Source organism: Alteromonas sp. BZK5, from assembly GCF_014349115.1.
Taxonomy (GTDB): Bacteria; Pseudomonadota; Gammaproteobacteria; order Enterobacterales; family Alteromonadaceae; genus Alteromonas; species Alteromonas macleodii.
The window spans coordinates 1-19968 of record NZ_JACSOE010000001.1; the positions used below are offsets into that span (position 1 = coordinate 1).

Here is a 19968-nt window from a genome sequence, read left to right on the forward strand (position 1 = left end):
GTTTTACAAAAACCTAGTGAAAGAAGGCATGGCGGTGCAAGCCGTGGTGTCTCACCCTTGCCGCGAACTTGCCTGTGAATTTCAGCTACTCGCTTTGGCTAACCCTGCAAAAATCACCTCACTTTCTACTCTTCAGAACGTACTGAATGAAACCCTAAAAGAGTTTGAGACACGTGGTGTAACAGCAGATGATTTAGCGCGTACAAAAGGACAAATTGAAGCGCGTACGGTATTTGGTTTACAAAGTGTATCTGGCAAAGTGTCCGCCCTCGCTGCTAACGAAACCTTTTACCAAACGCCAGATTTGATTGCCGAAGATATTGCGCGCTATAACGCCGTAACTGCTGAAGACGTTATGCGTGTTTACAATAAATATATTAAAGACGCCAATAGCGTTGTATTAAGCGTGGTGCCCAAAGAGCAGGTTCAGCTTGCTGCGGCTGAGCAGACCTTTGAACGTCCGGTGAGAAATATTGAAATCGATACGGTAGATGTGTCTGATAACGAAGCCTTTTCCAGTGCCCTATCTACCAATACCGCCCCTAGCTTTGATAGAAGCGTAATGCCGAAAGCCGGTGATGCACCGGTTGTGGAAGTTCCTGATTATTGGGAGTCTGAACTTGCTAACGGCATTGAAATACTCGGCGTAACCAGCACCGAAACGCCAACGGTAACGCTTACATTAGGTATGGATGGAGGCATGCTGCTAGACCCTGAGGGTAAAGCGGGTACGGCCTACTTAACCGCGTTACTTATGAATGAAACTACAAAGCATTACAGCAACGAAGAATTAGCCAGCGAACTTGCAAAACTGGGTAGCGCTATCCGATTTAGTACTGCGGGTAGATACTCACAAGTTTACGTCTCTACCTTAACCAAGCATTTAGATGAAACCTTAGCGCTGTTAAAAGAAAAACTGTTCAACCCTGCGTTCACTCAAGAAGATTTCGACCGCATGAAAGAGCGTGTTGTTCAAGGCTTGCAGCAACAAGCGAAAACGCCGTCTAGCTTAGCCCGCCGCGCGCGTGACCTCGTTTTGTTTGGTGAAGAGAACCGTGTGAGCCTGCCGGATGAAGGCACGCTGCAAACTGTGCAGAATATCACGTTGGAAGATGTTAAAACGTTTTATGCCAATTACTATTCGCCAGATAAAGCGAGTATCGTCGTTGTTGGTAACTTACCGAAAAAAGACATGGTGAATACACTAGACTTTATTGGTCAGTGGAAGGGTAATACCTATGAATTTGCTGATTACAGCGACTTTCCCAAGTACGAAGAAAACCAAATCTTCTTAGTAGATAGCCCAGAAGCGGTTCAATCGGTAGTATTTATTGTTGATAGAAGCTTACCTTTTGATGCGACAGGCGATCACTTTAAGTCTCGCCTTATGAACTTCCCATTAGGAGGAGCATTTAATAGCCGCATAAATCTGAACCTTCGAGAAGATAAAGGCTTTACCTATGGAGCAAATAGTGGTTTCGTTGGTGGCAAAACCCTTGGCTGGTTTGAAGCAAGTACCGACCTCACTGCTGCTAACACAGGTGACGGTATCGCTGAAATTTTAAAAGAGATTAATCGCTACCGCACTGAAGGTGTAACCGAGGAAGAAATTGCGTTCATGCGCAATGCCTTTACGTTAAGCGACGCACTTGAATTTGAAACACCTACCAGTAAAGCGCGCTTTTTAAGGCAATTGCTTAGCTATGGTCTTGATAAAGGTTATCGTGAAGAGCAGCTTGCTATTATCAACAATATTGATAAGAAAACGATGGATACCTTGGCAAAGCAATATTTGAATCTTGATAAGATGCAAATTATTGTAGTAGGCGATAAAGCTAAAATTTTGCCTCAGTTAAACGCGCTATCGATGCCAATTATCGAGTTATCAGTAGAGAGTACCACCCGAGAAACGTTAAACTGATAGATTGATTTTTGTTGAATTTACATTATTGCCCCCCATAACAGGGGGCTATATTGACATAACGGACCACCATTTTGACTGTAGACTCATCCCGTTTTGAAGCGCGCATTGCTGCGCTTAAGTCACCCGAATTTCTCGCTGCGCTAAAAGATATTAGGCGAGGCGTTGAGCGCGAAGCCCTGCGTATAAACCCGAACGGTACGTTGGCACAAACACCCCATCCTAAACCGCTGGGGTCTGCGCTAACCCATGATTCAATCACCACAGACTTTTCTGAATCGTTGCTTGAATTCATTACGCCGCCAGAAAACAGTGCTGCCAAAACGATTTCTCAGTTAAAAGATATCCATAAATTCGTTATTGATAATATTGGTGAAGAGCAAATATGGCCGCTAAGTATGCCATGCTTTATAGATGATGAAGCGCACATTCCCATCGCCTATTTTGGTGAGTCAAATGTGGGCAAGATGAAGCGTGTATATCGCATTGGTCTGAAAAACCGCTACGGCAGTATGATGCAGGCAATTGCCGGCGTGCATTTCAACTTTTCTCTTCCCGAAACGTTTTGGAAGCTATGGGCTGAACTGAACGGAAAAGAACATTCTCAAGAGCAGACTTCAGCCGATTATTTTGGGCTTATCCGCAACTACCGCAGGTTGTGTTGGCTTATTCCTTATTTGTATGGTGCATCCCCTGCATTATGTGGATCGTTTTTAAAAGGAAAGGAGCATGCGTTACCTTTTAAAAAGGTAGGTAAGGGCACGGTATACTTGCCATACGCGACATCACTTCGCATGAGTGATTTAGGCTACACAAGTGCAGAGCAATCATCGCTTAAGATTTGTTACAACAAGCTAGACAACTATGTCACCTTGCTGCGCGATGCGATGAATACGCCGTCATCCCGGTTCAGCCAGTTTGCTGCAGGCGAAGAGGGCAATTATCAACAGTTAAGTCGCAACATCATTCAAATTGAAAATGAACTGTACTCGCCTATACGCCCTAAGCAGCCCACTCAGTCAATGGAAAAGCCAACAGACGCTTTGGTTAGACGCGGTATCAGCTACATCGAAGTGCGCGCTCTAGATGTAAATCCATTTTCGGCAATTGGTATTTCACAGACGCAATTCGATTTCTTAGATGTTTTTTTAGTGGCGTGCTTACTAATGCCAAGTGCAGAACTTGACGAAGCGCAGCTTAAAGAAGCTAAAGAGAATATGAATAAAGTGGTGTTAGAAGGGCGAAACCCTGATTTGCTCCTGCAAAATGGCGGAGAAAATATTTCACTACCTAACTGGTGTGCCTCGCTGTTTAAGTCCTTCGAGCAAGCGGCCGAATTACTCGACTTGGCCAATGATACGTCGCGTTATACACAAGCGGTGAACGTCGAGGCTGAAAAAGTGGCGGATCCGGCGCTAACACCGTCAGGTAAACTACTTGCTACTTTGCTAGAAAGCGACAAAGATAATGGCGTGTTGGGCTTAGAACTGGCACAAGCTTATCAAGCTGAGATGAAGTCTTTTGAATACACGGATACGGATGCTGCTGGTTTTGCTGCCCAAGCTGACGTGTCGTTTGCTGCTCAAAAAGAAATAGAAGCTGCTGATGTGAAAGACTTTGATACATTTATTCGTGATTATTTCGCTGAGGCCCCAGCAAAAAAAAATGCCTGACATAGGTCAGGCATCGAAGGGTTCCAGGGAAACACACATTTTACTAGAACATTAGTTAAGACAAGCTATGAACCAAAAGTTCAAAAAATTGGTTGTTTTTTTATCAACACTCATCGTTCTTTTTCCGCTGTTTATCGCTGGGTGTGCAACTACGCCTCCTAAAGACATCAGTAATTTGTGCGAAATATTCTACGAAAAGGACGATTGGTATGATGCAGCTGCTGATGCCCGCGATAAATGGGGTGTGCCTATACATGTTCCAATGGCCATGATGTATCAAGAAAGTTCCTTCCGCCACGATGCGCTTCCACCGCGTGATTACGTTTTCTTCGGGCTTATCCCTTGGGGGCGTGTTAGTTCGGCTTATGGCTATTCACAAGCGAAAACACCTACCTGGTCTGACTATATGAGAGAAACAGATAACAGTGGTGCGGATCGTGATGATTTCGAGGACGCTATCGACTTTATGGGATGGTTTATTTACAAGTCGCAAAAAGTGAACGGTATTTCTAAATGGGACGCCTACGCGCAATACCTTAACTATCACGAAGGATGGGGCGGGTACAAACGCAGAAGCTATGATAGAAAGCCGTGGTTGAAGAAAGTGGCGTCAAAAGTTAAAGCGCGCTCGCTGCGCTACGCTACGCAACTTAAGACCTGCGAGGAAGATCTTCAAAAAGGTTGGTTTATGAAGCTGTTTAGCTAAATTAAAGAAGCGAGAAAAAGCGACGTTATTGTCGCTTTTTTTATGCGTCTATGAACGTTGATTAAAATAAGTAGAAAAATATATTGAAGAAAAAAATTGAGGAATAGACGGGCGTCTATCCCTCAGCGACGCTAAGCCAAGACCGTTTTTTACCCAACGTCGAACAGGCATTTACAAGATAGTGCAAATGAGAATGATTTGCAATACATTTTTTTGATTAATTTTATGCCTCAATATGCAACAAATTTATCTGGCCCTAATCTTGTTCTATACTTTTCAAGTGGAGGAACGTATGGATATAGACAAGTTTAGTGCGCATGGCCTGGCACTTGCGCCCATGGAGGCTACTAACGCTGGGCAAGAAATTGTTAGTAAAGCCGTAGCATTGGGTCTAATTGCTACGGCAGTGGTGCTTCATGAACCAGAAGGTGTGGCAATGCAAAAGAAGTTTTGGTCTCGTGTTTATGAATCTTCAACACTAGCATTCGAATACTTCGACGACACTGCTCAGGCAACACTGTGGTTGAGTGAAAAAGTACTTGCTTGTCTGCAGGCCCACAATGTTAATCAGTTCAATAATGCCAGACGATAGCCATAACAGCCCTAACTAGGCGAACTCGCCCTGTTAAAACTGATCTTTGCTCAGTGCTCCACTCTATCAATTGAATGAAGGCATAACAGGAGGTAGCCATGGTAGGTAGTCAGCATCAATACCGTTTTTTCAACGTCAACAATGTTCTATTCGATATACCAAGCAATGTATACTACGATAGCGTTGTCGACGGGTGGTTTAGGAATATCGCAAGAGAGGGTCAGAAACTTGATAAGTGGGTAATTCTATCTATACCCGATAAAAGTTTAACGATTACACATACTGCCGCATCTCAACTTTGCTCACGGCTTCCCTTTCTGCGAACGTATGGATGTTTGGGGTTTCTTTTGCTTGCGAACCATGTAAACGCCAAAATCTTTCAACACAGTCTTCGAGCAACACCCCCCAATTTTGATATACAAGTTAGTGAGTCGATGGAGCAGCTGTGCCGTAATGCGGAGGCGTTGCTTGGTTATGAGGGAGACCTGAACATATTCAATCGTTACAACTAAGTATGGCAAAGCCCCAATTGTGATGGCGCGACGAATATGTGGATTCGTATTAACTGTATGTTGACCTGGATCAAATAATTAGGCCGACAGCTAACCACCAGGAATCGAATTTGATCTGGATCACATCCTCTATCTAACGCCTCTTCTACTATTTACTTAGTTGAAGAGGAGATTACTTATGTTGTGGACTATGATGAAAGACCCCGTAGTATGGGGCTCACTACTCGGTATAGGCATTATTGTAGCGATGATGATGTATTACACTTATTTGTTTATGCACAACAGTGCAGATGAAGACAAATAAGTCACCATGTATGGCTGTCCAGGCGCAAATTAACGCTTGTTGTTTTGAAGCGGTATGTCGATGAGTACCAGTAGTGCTGCTTGTCCACCGTATTCGAGGGGCGCTTGATGAAATGCACGTACGTGTGGGTGCTGAACTAAGTAATGGGGCAGGGCGGCTTTTAGCACGCCCTGACCAAAACCATGCATTACGCACACGCAATCTATCAGTTCTTTTCTTGCCGTGTGAATAAGTGCGGCAAGCTCGGCTTTTGCCATCTCTCGGGTAAGGCCATGTAAATCTAACGTCATTTCTGGCGAGTAGTCGCCACGGCGCAGCTGCTTCAAAATATGCGTAGACTCACCTTCTTGGCAAAAGCGCATAGGCCCTTCTTGCGGCAACGCTGCCTGGTACATATCAGAAAAGTCGAAGCTTGCCGCTAATTGCTTGCTGTGTTTTAGGTGTTTACCTTTTACCTGCTGTGACTTCTTAAATAACTCAACTTGCTTATCAGGCTCAACTTTATCTTGTGATAAAGGCGTCACTCCCTGCATTGCATCGGCAAATGAAAAGGTCTCTTCCTCGGTATTCGTAGACATATCTCCATTACGGGCGCCTTCCTGACTCGCCTGACTTTTATGGCGATGAGGTCCAGAAAGTTGCTTCTTTAATGCTTTGAGTTCTTTTTTAAAGGTTTTCATCAACAATAGCTTGGGTAAATACACTCGAGTTTAACGATTCAAAATGCCTAAATTATAACGAATAGAAAGATTCGGTACGTAGTTAATTATGTGAATCGGTATGAAGTTTGGGTATGATACCAGCTTTAAAATTTTTGATGTACCCTAACGCCATGACCGATAAGTTTTACCTTGAAGAAGCCATTGAAGATCTGCATACCCTGTTAGATATGACACGATGGGCAACCAGCCGTTTTAACGATGCGGCTTTGTATTTTGGTCATGGTACTGACAATGCATGGGATGAAGCGACAAGCCTAGTTATGCAAGCCTTACATTTGCCTCACCCTATATTGGAACAAGTTGGGGACAGCGTAATGACGTCTCGCTTAACGAAAAGCGAGCGAGAGAAGATTGCAGAGCTTGTTTTAAAGCGCGTGCAAACTCGCATGCCATTGCCTTATATCACAAACGAAGCCTGGTTCTGCGGTATGCCGTTCTACGTAGACGAGCGAGTGCTCATTCCTCGCTCTCCATTTGCTGAACTTATTCAAAAAGAGTTTGCGCCATTTGTAGAATCTACGCCTAACAGTATTCTTGATATGTGCACGGGCGGCGCGTGTATTGCTATTGCGCTTGCTCATGCATACCCAGAGGCGCAGGTAGATGCCGTTGATATCAGCACAGATGCATTGGAAGTGGCCGATATCAATATTCAGGAGCATGGTCTTAGTCACCGTGTTTATCCCATTCAGTCTAACCTGTTTTCAAGTTTAGAAGGGCAGAAATACGACCTTATCGTGTCTAATCCGCCTTATGTTGACGCAGAGGACATGGCTGACTTGCCTGAAGAGTATCACCACGAGCCTGAGCTTGCCCTTGCCGCAGGTGAAGACGGTCTGGAACTGGTTGATATCATGCTTAAAGAGGCGCCAACTTACCTTAATGACGGTGGCTGGTTATTCGTTGAAGTTGGAAATAGCGAAGTGCACATGAGCGAAAGGTTCCCTGGCTTAGAAGTCATTTGGCTTGAGTTCGAAAATGGCGGTTCAGGTATTTTCGCAATTCAGAAAAACACATTAGTACAGTATTTTAGTAGTAAGGATTAACAGTTAATTATGTCAGGTAACAGCTTCGGAAAACTTTTCACTGTAACCACGTTTGGTGAAAGCCACGGCATTGCAATTGGCGGTGTGGTAGACGGTTGCCCTCCAGGACTTGAGATCACAGAAGAAGATCTTCAGGTTGATTTAGACAGACGTAAGCCCGGCACCTCTCGTTATACTACGGCGCGAAGAGAAGACGATGAAGTACAAATTTTATCTGGCGTATTTGAAGGTAAAACTACTGGCACCAGTATTGGTTTATTGATTAAAAATAAAGATCAGCGAAGCCAAGATTACGGCAATATCAAGGACCGCTTTCGTCCAGGCCACGCTGACTATACCTACGATCAAAAGTACGGAAGCCGTGACTATCGCGGTGGTGGTCGTTCGTCTGCACGTGAAACGGCTATTCGCGTAGCCGCAGGTGGTATTGCGAAAAAGTACCTTAAAGAAGTGCACGGTATTGAAGTATTAGGCTATTTGTCTCAGCTTGGGCCGGTAACAGTAGATAAGGTTGATCACAGCGTAACCAACACTAACCCGTTTTTCTGTCCTGATGAGTCTAAGCTAGACGCGCTGGACGAGTACATGCGAGACCTTAAAAAGTCAGGCGACAGCATTGGCGCGAAAGTATCGGTTGTTGCGAAGAATGTGCCTGTAGGCCTAGGCGAGCCTGTTTTCGATAGGCTAGATGCTGAAATCGCCCACGCCATGATGGGAATTAACGCCGTGAAAGGCGTGGAAATTGGTGATGGTTTTGATGTTATTAATCAAAAAGGCAGTGAACACCGCGATACGCTTACTCCTGAAGGATTCACATCTAATCATGCAGGTGGCGTGCTAGGCGGCATCTCTACCGGTCAGGATATTGAAGTACACATGGCGCTTAAGCCGACCTCAAGTATTTCGGTTCCCGGTAAAACTATCAATAAAGACAATGAAGAAATCGATATCGTCACCAAAGGTCGTCACGACCCGTGTGTGGGTATCCGTGCTGTACCTATTGCCGAAGCCATGCTGGCACTGGTATTGATGGATCATCTGCTACGCCACCGCGCGCAAAATGCCGGTGTGCAGTCGACCACGAAACCAATTGCGGGTCAGGCATAGCAGTTTTTTAAATCGCAAGACCGCAATGCCAAGACTGCGACGTTAACGCGGATTAAAGATACACGCAGCATGAGCGCATGTTGCGCTAATTAATTTTATCATTCGCCACTGCCGGTTCTGCGCTAGTGGCGTTTTTGCATATGGAGATGTGAATTGTCACCAAATGGCCTAAACGATGCCAACAATACTGTGGCGAGCCCAGCAAGCAGCAAAACCGGCCTCTTTATTCTTGCTATCACCTACTGGCTTTACTTCGGTCAGCTTGGCGTGCTTGTGCCTTATTTAGGTATCTTCCTTGATGGGCGGGGATTTTCTTCTGCCGAAATCGGTGAACTTTTTGCTGTTATAACGCTAGCGCGTATTTTAGGGCCAGGCCTGTGGGCTGGCGTGGCCGATAAAACGGGTAATGCCATTGGCGTAATGCGTTTAGGCTGCTTGCTCACCGTACTAACTTTCAGTTCGGTGTTTTACTTCACCAGTTTTTGGGGGCTTACGTTGGCTTTCGGGTTAATGATGATGTTCTGGACAGCGGTGTTGCCTCAACTTGAAGTTATCACGATGAACACGGTGGCGAAAACCAATGCCACGTATGGGCAGGTAAGGCTATGGGGGAGCGTTGGCTTCATTTGTTTGACGGTCGGTGTAGGAAAGGCCCTAGATATTTTTTCTACCGATACGCCAGTGCACGCCAGTATTGGCGTACTCGCGTTACTGTTCATCAGTACCTTGTTCATACGTGCACCCAAAGAAGCTGCACCTGAAACGTCTACGGCGGGAAGTATTTGGAAATACGCCAAACAAAAACCTTTCGCCATCTTTATATTCGCTTCAGCGTGCTTGCAAATTAGCTTTGGTGCGTATTACGGATTTTTCGCACTTTACATGCGCGACCTTGATTACAGCGGCCAACAAACTGGCATCTTTATCGCGCTTGGGGTACTTGCCGAGGTCGGGATATTTCTTATTGCCCGCCGTCTGATTAGCCAGTTTGGCGTGTGGAATTTATTGTTTGTGAGCATCGCACTGACAGGGCTTCGCTGGTATGTCATGGCGGCATTCGCAGATACCTTTATGGTGATTGTGTTGAGTCAGCTTATTCATGCGTTAAGCTTTGGTTTAACGCATGCAGTATCGGTGCATTTTATCCACCAGTTCCTGCCGAAGGCGTATCAAAGCCGAGGGCAAGCGGTATACATCAGTATAGCGTTTGGATTAGGTGGCGCATTTGGAAACTACTTGGCAGGGCAGCAGTGGCAGCAAGGCACTAACGCCTATGAGACGTTCGTTACTGCAGCAGTTTTTGCAGCAATAGGCGCACTGTCACTGCTACTGTGTTCCAGAAAAGAAATGGAAAGTGCAAAGGCGGCTTAAAATCTTGTTCTGATGGCTGACCGCAGGCTTACGCCTGCGGTGCACGTTTACACTCTGATATCACGTCAATACCATCATCACCATTGTCTTGCTCTAAACGTACATCAAATTTCCACAGCCTGTGCAGGTGGCGCATAACTTCATCTTTTGAATCGCCTAGCGGAATTCCTCGCTGAGGAATATAGCGAAGAGTAAGCGAACGGTCGCCTCTTACATCAACGTTATGTACCTGAATGTTGGGTTCTAAATTACTCAAATTGTATTGAGCAGACAGCTTCTCTTTAATAATTTGATAACCCATTTCGTCATGAATAGCGCTCACCGCAATAAAGGGCTTGGTGGTGTCATCTTCAAGGGCGAATAACTTAAAGTCGCGAATAACTTTAGGCGATAAAAACTGACTGATAAAACTTTCGTCTTTAAAATTTTCCATGGCGAAATGCACGGTCTCAAGCCAGTCTTTTCCTGCGATACTTGGAAGATATTTATAGTCTTCTTCAGTGGGAGACTGACACACCCGTTTAATATCCATGAACATGGAAAAGCCTAACGCATACGGATTGATGCCAGAGTAATAAGGGCTGTTGTACTCTGGCTGCATAACGACGCTTGAATGACTGTGCAAAAACTCCATCATGAAGCGGTCGCTGACCAAACCCTCGTCATACATCTCATTTAGAATGTGGTAGTGCCAAAAACAGGCCCATCCTTCATTCATTACTTGGGTTTGTTTTTGCGGATAAAAATACTGCGAAACTTTCCGTACAATACGCACAATTTCACGTTGCCAAGGTTCAAGTAAAGGTGCGTTTTTTTCAATAAAATAAAGCAGGTTTTCTTGCGGTTCTTGTGGAAAACGAATTTTTTCTTTGTGTTTGCTATGCGGGCTATTTGGCAGGGTGCGCCAAAGCTCGTTCACTTGCGATTGCAGGTAGGCCTCGCGCTCTTCTTGTCTGTTTTTCTCTTCCTGTAACGAAATTTTCTGCGGGCGTTTGTATCGGTCAACGCCGTAATTCATTAGCGCGTGGCACGAGTCGAGCATATTTTCGACTTCGTCAAATCCATATTTTTGTTCGCATTTAGCAATGTAGTTTTTAGCAAATACTAGGTAGTCGATGATAGAGCTGGCATCGGTCCAGGTTTTGAATAAGTAGTTGCCTTTGAAGAATGAGTTGTGACCGTAGCACGCATGAGCCATAACGAGCGCTTGCATGGTAATGGTGTTCTCTTCCATTAAATACGCAATGCAGGGGTCAGAGTTAATGACGATTTCGTAAGCCAGCCCCATTTGTCCACGACGGTATTGTTGCTCAGTTTGAATAAACTTTTTGCCAAAGCTCCAGTGCGTGTAGTTAAGCGGCATGCCGATGCTGGCGTAAGCATCCATCATCTGCTCTGCGGTGATCACCTCAATTTGATTGGGATAGGTGTCTAACTTAAATTTTTTGGCGATGCGATCAATGTGTTGCTCATACTCTTCGATAAGTGGAAACGTCCAGTCGGGCCCATCGCTTAATAAGTGGCGTTTTGATGTTTCAGGCTTGCTGTTTTCTTTTGCCATAGCGTCGGTTGTCATATTAGGCTCCTTGCTGCGCATCTTGTTCAGAGCGTTTGAATAGCTCTCTGAACACAGGATAGATGTCGGCCTGTGTTTGTATGTGCTTACATACAAAGTTGTCGTGAGTGGCGGCCACTTTCTCGTATTCTCGCCACAAACTTTGGTGCTGCCTCTCGGTTATCTCTATATAGGCATAGTAACGGGTTGCGGGTAGCAGTTTAGCGGTAAGCAAGTCACGACACTGTGGCGAGTCATCAGCCCAGTTATCGCCATCTGACGCTTGTGCTGCATAGATATTCCAGTTTCCATCGCTGTAGCGCTCGCGAACGACTTCATCCATTAGCTTCAATGCACTTGAAACAATAGTGCCGCCGGTTTCTTGAGAGTAGAAAAACTCGTGCTCGTCTACTTCCTTTGCTTGCGTGTGATGACGAATGTACACCACGTCTACATTTTCGTAGGTTCGCGTCAAAAAGAGATACAGCAAGATATAAAACCGTTTAGCCATGTCTTTGGTGGCTTGGTCCATAGAGCCAGATACATCCATTAAGCAAAACATTACGGCTTTGCTTGAGGGAAGCGGACGCTTGTCATAGTTCTTAAAGCGCAAATCGAAAGTATCAATAAAAGGCACTCGGGCTATTTTGGCTTTAAGTGCTTCAATTTCTTCTTTTAATGCATTTATGGCTAACGTATTGTCGTGCTTGTCTTCTATAAGCAGTGCAAGTTTTTCTTCAAGCTCTCTCAGTTTCTTTCTATCACTTCCGCTTAAGGCAATACGCCTTGCCACAGAGCCTTTGAGTGAGCGAACAATATCTAAATTACTTGGCACGCCATCGGTCTGATAACCTGCGCGATAAGTTTCGTATTGGGTGACTTTATCAAATTGATTTTTCTTTAAGTTGGGAAGCGCTAAATCTTCAAAAAGTAGGTCTAAATATTCGTCTTTGGATATAGAAAATACGAACTCATCTTGGCCTTCGCCTTCATTGCTAGCGTCGCCTTCGCCTGCGCCCTTGCCACCGCCACCTGGCGGTCTATCAATTTTATCACCCGCTGTGAATTGGTCGTTGCCAGGGTGGACAATATCTCTACTGCCGCCGCGGCCGGTATGAAAAATTGGTTCAGAGATATCTCTGGCTGGAATGCTAATTTGCTCGCCAGAATCTAAATCGGTAACAGAACGTTTACCCACTGCATCAGAAACAGCGCGCTTTATCTGCTGTTTGTAACGCTTAATAAAGCGCTGGCGGTTTACCGTACTCTTACCTTTGCTGTTTAATCTTCGGTCAATAAAATGCGCCATACACACCTGCTTGTCTTGTTGTGAACTACAAATACCCGTGCTGAAGCACGCATTACACGCGCTTCAGCACCACATGCGTTTAGCGCTAAGACGCTTTACGTACGCGCAGGTACCATTCACACAGCAACCGAACTTGTTTTTGCGTATATCCCTTCTCGGTCATACGATTTACAAAGTCGTCGTGTTTTTTCTGCTCCTCTGCAGAGCCTTTGGTGTTGAAAGAAATAACCGGCAGTAAGTCTTCCGTGTTAGAGAACATTTTCTTCTCAATCACGGTGCGAAGTTTCTCGTAACTGGTCCATACTGGGTTTTTGCCGCCGTTATTTGCACGGGCTCTCAAAACAAAGTTGACGATTTCGTTACGGAAGTCTTTCGGATTACTTATTCCCGCAGGCTTCTCTGTTTTTTCTAACTCAGCATTCAGTGACGCTCTGTCGAACAGCTGTCCGGTTTCTGGGTCGCGATACTCTTGGTCTTGGATCCAGAAATCAGCATAGGTTACATAGCGGTCAAACAGGTTTTGCCCATATTCAGAATACGATTCTAAGTAAGCCGTTTGAATCTCTTTACCAATGAATTCCACGTAGCGAGGAATGAGGTAGCCTTTCAAAAACTCCAAATACTTATCAGCGGTTTCTTGAGGGAACTGCTCCCGTTCAATTTGACGCTCTAGTACATAAAACAAATGGACTGGGTTTGCCGCCACTTCTTGGTGATCGAAGTTAAAAACCCTGGAGAGAATCTTAAATGCAAAGCGGGTGGATAACCCTTCCATGCCTTCATCGACACCGGCGTAGTCGCGGTACTCTTGATAAGACTTGGCTTTCGGGTCGGTGTCTTTCAGGCTCTCGCCATCATACACTCGCATTTTAGAAAGTAGACTGGAGTTCTCTGGCTCTTTCAAGCGCGATAACACAGTAAACTGCGCTAAACACTCTAGCGTGTCTGGCGCACAGGGCGCGCCGTTAAGCTCGCTGCTGTCTAGCAACTTTTTGTAGATCTTAATCTCTTCACGTACTCGCAAACAGTACGGAACTTTTACAATATAGACACGGTCTAGGAAGGCTTCGTTATTCTTATTGTTTCTAAACGATTGCCACTCAGACTCATTTGAGTGCGCAAGTATAAGCCCATCGAAGGGAAGGGCAGAGAAGCCCTCTGTTGGGTTGTAGTTACCCTCTTGTGTAGCAGTTAATAGTGGATGCAGCACCTTAATCGGTGCTTTGAACATCTCCACGAATTCCATTAAGCCCTGATTGGCCTTACATAGTGAACCTGAATAACTGTAAGCATCAGGGTCGTTTTGTGCGTATTGTTCTAAGCAGCGAATATCAACTTTGCCCACCAAAGATGAAATATCTTGGTTGTTTTCGTCACCGGGTTCGGTTTTAGCGATACCCACCTGGTCGAGCACTGATGGATAAACGCGAACCACCTTGAACTGGGTAATATCGCCATTGAATTCATGCAGGCGTTTGCGTGCCCACGGCGACATAATGGTTTTTAAGTAGCGCTTAGGAATGCCGTACTCTTTTTGTAAAATGTCGCCATCTTCTTTGACATCAAACAGACAGAATGGATGGTCGTTAACAGGCGAGCCTTTCAGCATGTAAATAGGTACGTGCTGCATCAGTTCTTTAAGTCTCTCTGCCAGAGACGATTTACCGCCACCCACTGGGCCGAGCAAATAGAGAATTTGTTTCTTCTCTTCAAGACCTTGTGCGGCGTGTTTAAGGTAAGAAACGATTTGTTCTATGGCCTCTTCCATGCCATAGAATTCTGAAAAAGCTGGATAACGAGAAATAACGCGGTTTGAGAAAATGCGGCTAAGTGCCGGGTCGTTGGCAGTGTCGATTAATTCAGGCTCACCAATAGCTTGTAGCAAACGTTCTGCTGCATTTGCATAAGCGGTTTGATCCTCTTTACAAATTTCAAGGAACTCCCCAATGGTGAACTCTTCCTGTTTTCGCTCTTCATAGCGACTTTGATAGTGTTCAAAAATACCCATGAATACCCCTTAAATACGGAACCCCGTAATTTCAGCTTAGTAGGTATTTGGGAAAACGATAGTAATTATTGTGTATAGTTTTTAATCTTTTCGTCTAATGAAAAATGCAACTTTAATAAGAATTTAGTGTCACTTAATGAACAATAGTGCATAAAAAAAGCCCCGCTTGGAAGCGGGGCTTTTTATAACTGATACTTTACGCTGTTAAGAGCGCAAGGCGCTTAACGCTTCAGTCTTTGGCTTATGCAAAGTTGCTGCTTGCGAATTCCCAGTTAACCAGCGCCCAGAAATTTTCTAGGTACTTAGGACGCGCATTGCGGTAGTCGATGTAGTAAGCGTGTTCCCAAAGGTCAACAGTAAGCACTGGCGTAAGGTCGTCGCCAGAAATAGGCGTTTGCGCGTTGCTTGTGTTAACGATATCTAGGCTGCCGTCTGCAGTTTTAACTAACCACGTCCAGCTTGAACCGAAGTTGTTAACCGCTTTATCGTTAAATGCTGCTTGGAAGTCTGCAAATGAGCCCCATTTCGCGTTGATAGCTTCTGCTAGCGCGCCTGTTGGCTCACCGCCGCCATTCGGGCTTAGACAGTGCCAGTAGAACGTGTGGTTCCATACCTGCGCTGCGTTATTGAAAACACCGCCGTCAGAAGATTTGATGATTTCTTCTAGGCTTTTGTTTTCCATGTCAGTACCTTCAACTAGGCCGTTAAGCTTAGTTACATAAGTAGCGTGGTGCTTGCCATAGTGGTACTCAAGCGTTTCAGCAGAAATATGCGGTTCTAGTGCATTTTGTTCGTATGGTAATGCTGGTAATTCAAAAGCCATGACGGTCTCCATGTTGGTTTAGTATTGTAGTCTAAAGCCCACTTATCTTCGCCTGTTCAATAAGTGCATATTAATTCTATGTTCAATATACTGCTTTAGACGCTAAAGCATATCCCAAATGTGGGGATAAAGTCCTATAACTCAATGACAAAAATGTGAATTTTTTTTCAAAAGTTAAAATGTGACACTAATTTGTATTGCAATGTATGGGTAGATAACGATCCAGAGGTTGAAAAGATCAATTCAGCTATGGGTAATTAAACATAAAATTATGATACCCTTTCCCTTGATAAATCATTCATGCATTCCCATCTAACTGGGAATACACTTTTGTGCTCAGAGGAATCAAATGGATAATACTGAAAATCAATCAACGCTAGATAGAATCAAGCAGCAAATCGAAGAAAACCCAATTTTGTTGTATATGAAGGGTTCTCCTAAACTACCTAGCTGTGGCTTTTCTTCACAAGCATCGCAAGCGTTGATGTCATGTGGCGAACCATTTGCTTATGTAGATATTCTTCAAAACCCAGACATCCGCGCAGAACTACCAAAATATGCAAACTGGCCGACATTCCCGCAACTATGGGTTGAAGGTGAGCTTGTAGGCGGTTGCGATATCATTATTGAAATGTTCCAACAAAACGAGCTTCAACCGCTTATTAAAGAAACGGCTGCAAAGTACAAAGAAGCAGAGTAAATCTTGTTTCCATATACAAATCTTTAGGTTTGTAAAAACGATTTAAAAGCCGGCTTATAGTCGGCTTTTTTTATTAAAACCCGCCAAAAATCCCGCACTTTTATTCCCGTAAAAGTTATATAGACAGGTCAGAAATTAAAATCCTCTACGGAGTGAAAAAATATTTTTATTTTGTCGAAAAAGGTTTGTTTTTTAATATCTTGCGTTCTATAAAAAACATCATCTGACCGCAAATGAGTCAGTGTTGAAGGTAAAAAAATAACAACTACTCTGAGCATTTTTTAAATGTGTTTAAAACGCTGAAGTGTCTTAGAGAAACTCCGGGAAACCACCATGAATACAACCTTGTCTTTATTGACCAAAAACGTGCGCGGCGTATTAGCTGCATCAGCTGCGTTTTCAGTAATGGCCGTTGCACCTGTTTATGCGCAAGAAGCTGAAGAGAGTGCTAAGGCCGAAGATTTTGAACAAATTGCGGTAGTTGGTTCACGTGCAGCGCCTCGCTCGGTCGCTGACTCAGCGGTGCCAATTGATATTATTTCTGACGAAGAGTTTAAGCAGCAGGGTGCCACCGATATGGTATCTATGATGCAGACTGTTGTTCCGTCTTTTAACGTAAACGACCAACCAATCAACGATGCTTCAACGCTTGTTCGTCCTGCTAACCTTCGCGGTATGGCATCAGACCACACGCTTGTGCTTGTAAATGGTAAACGTCGTCACCGTTCTGCGGTTATCACTTTCCTTGGTGGTGGTCTTTCTGACGGTGCACAAGGTCCTGATATTTCTGTTATCCCAGCAGCGGCATTAAAGCAAGTGGAAGTACTTCGTGATGGTGCAGCAGCACAATACGGTTCTGATGCGATTGCGGGTGTAATTAACTTCGTACTTAACGATGCATCAGAAGGCGGCTCATTTGAAGCTCGCTACGGCTCTTACTACGAAGGCGACGGCGACATGATTCAGATGTCGGGCAACGTAGGTCTTCCGCTATCTGATAAAGGCTTTATTAACCTTTCAGCTGAATACCGCACTGCAGACGACACATCTCGAAGTGTACAGCGTGCCGATGCTGCTGCATTGATAGCGGCAGGGAACACCTTTGTTGCAGATCCTGCGCAAATTTGGGGCTCACCTGAAATCAAACACGACATCAAACTTTTCGCTAATGCAGGTATTGAGCTTTCTGCTACCTCAGAAGCTTACATGTTTGGTAACTACGCCGAGCGTGAAGTTGAAGGTGGTTTCTACTACCGTAATCCGCATAATCGTGGTGGTGTGAACGATGGTGGTACAAATGACGATGGCGAGCAACTACTGCTTGTTGGTGATTTAACCGGTGATATGTCAGGTAACTGTCCAACCGACATCGTAGTTGGTGATAACGTACTAGAGAACCCGCGTTATATTAACGAAGTTCAGAACAATCCTGACTGTTGGGCGTTCAACGAAATGCTGCCAGGTGGTTTCACACCTCGTTTCGGTGGTACGGTTACAGATATGTCACTTGTCTTTGGTACGAAAGGCGAACTTGACCACGATATCACGTATGACGTGAGCTTGAACCTTGGCCAAAACGAAGTTGACTTTGCTATTAGCAACACCATCAACCCGTCTTTAGGTCCAGAAACACCTACAGAATTTAGCCCAGGTCGCTATACGCAGTCTGAGCAAACCCTTGATATTGATTTCACTAAGCCGTTCGATGTTGGTTTATATGAACCACTATTCGTGGCAACTGGTTTCCAATATCGCAACGAAAGTTATGAGAGCTTTGCAGGTGATACTGCCTCTTATGAAATAGGTCCGCTGGCGACACAAGGCTTTGGCATTGGCTCAAATGGTTTCCCTGGCTTGGCGGCCAATAGCCAAGGTCGTGTGTCCCGCAACAACATCGCACTGTACATTGACGCAGAAGCGTATATTACTGAAAACTTCATGTTAGCCGGTGCGCTACGTTATGAAGACTTCTCTGATTTCGGTGACACAACGAAAGGTAAGATTGCTTTCCGTTGGCAAGCACTTGAGAACATCGCTTTCCGTGGTGCGTTCTCAACAGGCTTTAAAGCACCTACCCTTGGTCAAAGCAACGTGCGTAACGTAACTACCGCGTTTGGTACTGGTGGTGAACTTATTGACCGTGCAACACTGCCTCCGACAGATCCAGTGTCTCAACTTAAAGGTGGTGAGCAGTTAACGCCTGAAGAGTCAGAAAGTATCACGTTTGGTGTGGTAGCCGATTTCGATAATGGTCTATTCATTACCGCAGACTACTACAACATCGAACTGACTGACCGTATCAGTACTGCCTCTGGTATTGCGCTGACTGAAGAAGACATTGCCACGCTGCTTGAGCAAGGTATCAACGATGCGTCTAGCTTCTCTGAAATCAGCTTCTTTACTAACGACTTCGACACCACCACCGAAGGTGTAGACGTAGTAGCAAACTATTCGATGGATATGATGGGCGGTGAAACTAAGTTCTCACTTGCATACAACTGGACATCTACTGAAGTTGACCGCGCGTCGGATAATATCTCTGATTTCCGTATTCGCATGCTGGAAGATAACCTTCCAGCGGTACGTTACAGTGCAACAGCTAACCACACTAATGGCGACTGGCGTTTCCTTGCACGTATGAACTATTACGGTAGCATTTTCGAAGACCACTTAGATTCTGCACTTCCGATTGATAACGTAGGTTCAGAAATTACAGTTGACCTTGAAGTAGCATACAATTTCACAGAGCAACTTACTGTAACTGTAGGTGCGAAAAATGCCTTTGATGAATACCCTGATGAGAATACACAGTATGCCGGAATCGCAGGTTCGTTGTATCCAACAACCTCGCCAATTGGTATTAACGGTGGCTTCTACTACCTAAGAGGTGTTTACACTTTTTAATAGGTAAGCAATTACCTATAAACCAAACTTTCACTTAATGTTTCAAAGTTAAGGGGGCATTAGCCCCCTTTTATTTTATTAGGTGAAAAAGAACGAAAAAGCAGGCATGATTGATGCCAATGTAAGCAAATCGAAACACAAAACATTTAACATTATGACGAGAAAGTCGACAGTAGCTGAAACCTTTTTAAAATACCGCTCAAAGCTAATGCGTGCGGTAGGTTCTATTGTTGGCGCCGACGACATTGAAGACATCGTGCAAGAAGCTTTTATTAAAAGCTACGAAGCAGAGTTAAAACAAGAAATACAGTATGAGCGTACCTATATGCTCAAGACAGCGCGTAATCTAGCGCTGAACCATGTTGCGAAAGCTGAAAACAAAAATAAGCAGCAGCTCGATGACATGGATATTTTGCCTTATGAACTTGTAGGGCACAGTTTAGAAAAAAATGTAGAAAGCAAAGAGCGTTTTATTCATTTTTGCCGAGCGACAGATACATTGTCTGCTGATGTAAAACGCGTATTTTTGCTGAAAAAAGTATATGGCATGCGACAAAAAGAGATTGCAGAGCTTGTGGGGCTAAGCGAAAGCACCGTTGAGAAGCATGTCGCCAAAGGTTTAATGATGTGCTCTAGGTACTTAGCCGAGCTGTCAAAGGACAGTGCATCCCCCCGTGCCACTGCTAACGCGACTCAGGACATAAGCCGTAGTTAA

17 protein-coding genes are annotated in these 19968 nt (G+C 44.6%); 12 read left to right on the top strand and 5 right to left on the bottom strand.

Going from position 1 to position 19968, the window contains the following annotated elements; genetic code table 11:
* From BIZ39_RS00005 to BIZ39_RS22110, 6 genes are all read left to right on the top strand, one after another.
* A partial coding sequence (locus BIZ39_RS00005; RefSeq protein ID WP_187446075.1) for a M16 family metallopeptidase occupies positions 1–1921 on the top strand: 1921 nt, incomplete at its 5' end.
* Between the two features lie 74 nt (positions 1922–1995).
* The gene (gene gshA / locus BIZ39_RS00010; protein WP_187446076.1) at positions 1996–3594 is read left to right on the top strand and encodes a glutamate--cysteine ligase; all 1599 of its coding nucleotides are present in this window, start codon (positions 1996–1998) and stop codon (positions 3592–3594) included.
* 67 nt (positions 3595–3661) lie between these two features.
* Positions 3662–4300, top strand: coding sequence for a hypothetical protein (locus tag BIZ39_RS00015; RefSeq protein ID WP_014948754.1), 639 nt, complete (start codon positions 3662–3664; stop codon positions 4298–4300).
* Between the two features lie 292 nt (positions 4301–4592).
* Positions 4593–4892 (top strand): hypothetical protein, encoded by a 300-nt coding sequence (locus BIZ39_RS00020; RefSeq protein ID WP_262385670.1) that lies wholly within the window; start codon positions 4593–4595, stop codon positions 4890–4892.
* A gap of 98 nt (positions 4893–4990) precedes the next feature.
* The gene (locus tag BIZ39_RS00025) at positions 4991–5404 is read left to right on the top strand and encodes a hypothetical protein (protein ID WP_187446077.1); all 414 of its coding nucleotides are present in this window, start codon (positions 4991–4993) and stop codon (positions 5402–5404) included.
* Between the two features lie 178 nt (positions 5405–5582).
* Positions 5583–5708, top strand: a complete 126-nt coding sequence (locus BIZ39_RS22110; protein WP_012517787.1) for a hypothetical protein — start codon at positions 5583–5585, stop codon at positions 5706–5708.
* Between the two features lie 29 nt (positions 5709–5737).
* On the opposite strand, the gene smrB is transcribed toward BIZ39_RS22110, so the two are convergent.
* Positions 5738–6388 carry an endonuclease SmrB gene (gene smrB, locus BIZ39_RS00030; protein ID WP_061094556.1) on the bottom strand — a complete coding sequence of 217 codons (651 nt, stop codon included), beginning with the start codon at positions 6386–6388 and terminating at the stop codon, positions 5738–5740.
* Positions 6389–6540: 152 nt separating this feature from the next.
* On the opposite strand from smrB, the gene prmB reads away from it, so the two are divergent.
* From prmB to BIZ39_RS00045, 3 genes are all read left to right on the top strand, one after another.
* Positions 6541–7476, top strand: a complete 936-nt coding sequence (prmB, locus tag BIZ39_RS00035; RefSeq protein WP_061094557.1) for a 50S ribosomal protein L3 N(5)-glutamine methyltransferase — start codon at positions 6541–6543, stop codon at positions 7474–7476.
* A gap of 9 nt (positions 7477–7485) precedes the next feature.
* Positions 7486–8583 carry a chorismate synthase gene (gene aroC, locus BIZ39_RS00040; protein WP_014948759.1) on the top strand — a complete coding sequence of 366 codons (1098 nt, stop codon included), beginning with the start codon at positions 7486–7488 and terminating at the stop codon, positions 8581–8583.
* Positions 8584–8736: 153 nt separating this feature from the next.
* Positions 8737–9954 (top strand): MFS transporter, encoded by a 1218-nt coding sequence (locus BIZ39_RS00045; RefSeq protein WP_187446078.1) that lies wholly within the window; start codon positions 8737–8739, stop codon positions 9952–9954.
* Between the two features lie 28 nt (positions 9955–9982).
* On the opposite strand, the gene BIZ39_RS00050 is transcribed toward BIZ39_RS00045, so the two are convergent.
* The 4 genes from BIZ39_RS00050 to sodB form a co-directional block, all read right to left on the bottom strand.
* On the bottom strand, positions 9983–11530 hold the full coding sequence (locus BIZ39_RS00050) for a SpoVR family protein (protein ID WP_014978686.1): 1548 nt from the start codon (positions 11528–11530) through the stop codon (positions 9983–9985).
* A 1-nt stretch (position 11531) separates the two neighbouring features.
* On the bottom strand, positions 11532–12818 hold the full coding sequence (locus BIZ39_RS00055) for a YeaH/YhbH family protein (RefSeq protein WP_014948762.1): 1287 nt from the start codon (positions 12816–12818) through the stop codon (positions 11532–11534).
* Positions 12819–12903: 85 nt separating this feature from the next.
* Positions 12904–14826, bottom strand: a complete 1923-nt coding sequence (locus BIZ39_RS00060) for a PrkA family serine protein kinase (RefSeq protein WP_187446079.1) — start codon at positions 14824–14826, stop codon at positions 12904–12906.
* A gap of 241 nt (positions 14827–15067) precedes the next feature.
* The gene (gene sodB, locus BIZ39_RS00065; protein WP_014948764.1) at positions 15068–15649 is read right to left on the bottom strand and encodes a superoxide dismutase [Fe]; all 582 of its coding nucleotides are present in this window, start codon (positions 15647–15649) and stop codon (positions 15068–15070) included.
* Between the two features lie 349 nt (positions 15650–15998).
* Here sodB and BIZ39_RS00070 point away from each other — a divergent pair, with 349 nt between their 5' ends.
* The 3 genes from BIZ39_RS00070 to BIZ39_RS00080 all read left to right on the top strand — a co-directional run bounded on the left by BIZ39_RS00070 (position 15999) and on the right by BIZ39_RS00080 (position 19968).
* Positions 15999–16349: a Grx4 family monothiol glutaredoxin gene (locus tag BIZ39_RS00070; RefSeq protein ID WP_014948765.1), complete on the top strand. Its 351-nt coding sequence runs from the start codon at positions 15999–16001 to the stop codon at positions 16347–16349.
* 333 nt (positions 16350–16682) lie between these two features.
* On the top strand, positions 16683–19253 hold the full coding sequence (locus BIZ39_RS00075; RefSeq protein ID WP_187446080.1) for a TonB-dependent receptor plug domain-containing protein: 2571 nt from the start codon (positions 16683–16685) through the stop codon (positions 19251–19253).
* Positions 19254–19335: 82 nt separating this feature from the next.
* Complete coding sequence (locus tag BIZ39_RS00080; protein ID WP_187446081.1) at positions 19336–19968, top strand: RNA polymerase sigma factor; 633 nt, start codon at positions 19336–19338, stop codon at positions 19966–19968.

What these genes read in the sequence shown, in the direction of transcription:
- smrB (WP_061094556.1), bottom strand. Translation starts at nt 6,388, where the DNA reads ATGAAAACCTTTAAAAAAGAACTCAAAGCATTAAAGAAGCAACTTTCT.
- BIZ39_RS00050 (WP_014978686.1), bottom strand. Translation starts at nt 11,530, where the DNA reads ATGACAACCGACGCTATGGCAAAAGAAAACAGCAAGCCTGAAACATCA.
- BIZ39_RS00020 (WP_262385670.1), top strand. Translation starts at nt 4,593, where the DNA reads ATGGATATAGACAAGTTTAGTGCGCATGGCCTGGCACTTGCGCCCATG.
- prmB (WP_061094557.1), top strand. Translation starts at nt 6,541, where the DNA reads ATGACCGATAAGTTTTACCTTGAAGAAGCCATTGAAGATCTGCATACC.
- BIZ39_RS00075 (WP_187446080.1), top strand. Translation starts at nt 16,683, where the DNA reads ATGAATACAACCTTGTCTTTATTGACCAAAAACGTGCGCGGCGTATTA.
- BIZ39_RS00015 (WP_014948754.1), top strand. Translation starts at nt 3,662, where the DNA reads ATGAACCAAAAGTTCAAAAAATTGGTTGTTTTTTTATCAACACTCATC.
- BIZ39_RS00025 (WP_187446077.1), top strand. Translation starts at nt 4,991, where the DNA reads ATGGTAGGTAGTCAGCATCAATACCGTTTTTTCAACGTCAACAATGTT.
- BIZ39_RS00060 (WP_187446079.1), bottom strand. Translation starts at nt 14,826, where the DNA reads ATGGGTATTTTTGAACACTATCAAAGTCGCTATGAAGAGCGAAAACAG.
- BIZ39_RS00070 (WP_014948765.1), top strand. Translation starts at nt 15,999, where the DNA reads ATGGATAATACTGAAAATCAATCAACGCTAGATAGAATCAAGCAGCAA.
- sodB (WP_014948764.1), bottom strand. Translation starts at nt 15,649, where the DNA reads ATGGCTTTTGAATTACCAGCATTACCATACGAACAAAATGCACTAGAA.
- aroC (WP_014948759.1), top strand. Translation starts at nt 7,486, where the DNA reads ATGTCAGGTAACAGCTTCGGAAAACTTTTCACTGTAACCACGTTTGGT.
- BIZ39_RS22110 (WP_012517787.1), top strand. Translation starts at nt 5,583, where the DNA reads ATGTTGTGGACTATGATGAAAGACCCCGTAGTATGGGGCTCACTACTC.
- BIZ39_RS00055 (WP_014948762.1), bottom strand. Translation starts at nt 12,818, where the DNA reads ATGGCGCATTTTATTGACCGAAGATTAAACAGCAAAGGTAAGAGTACG.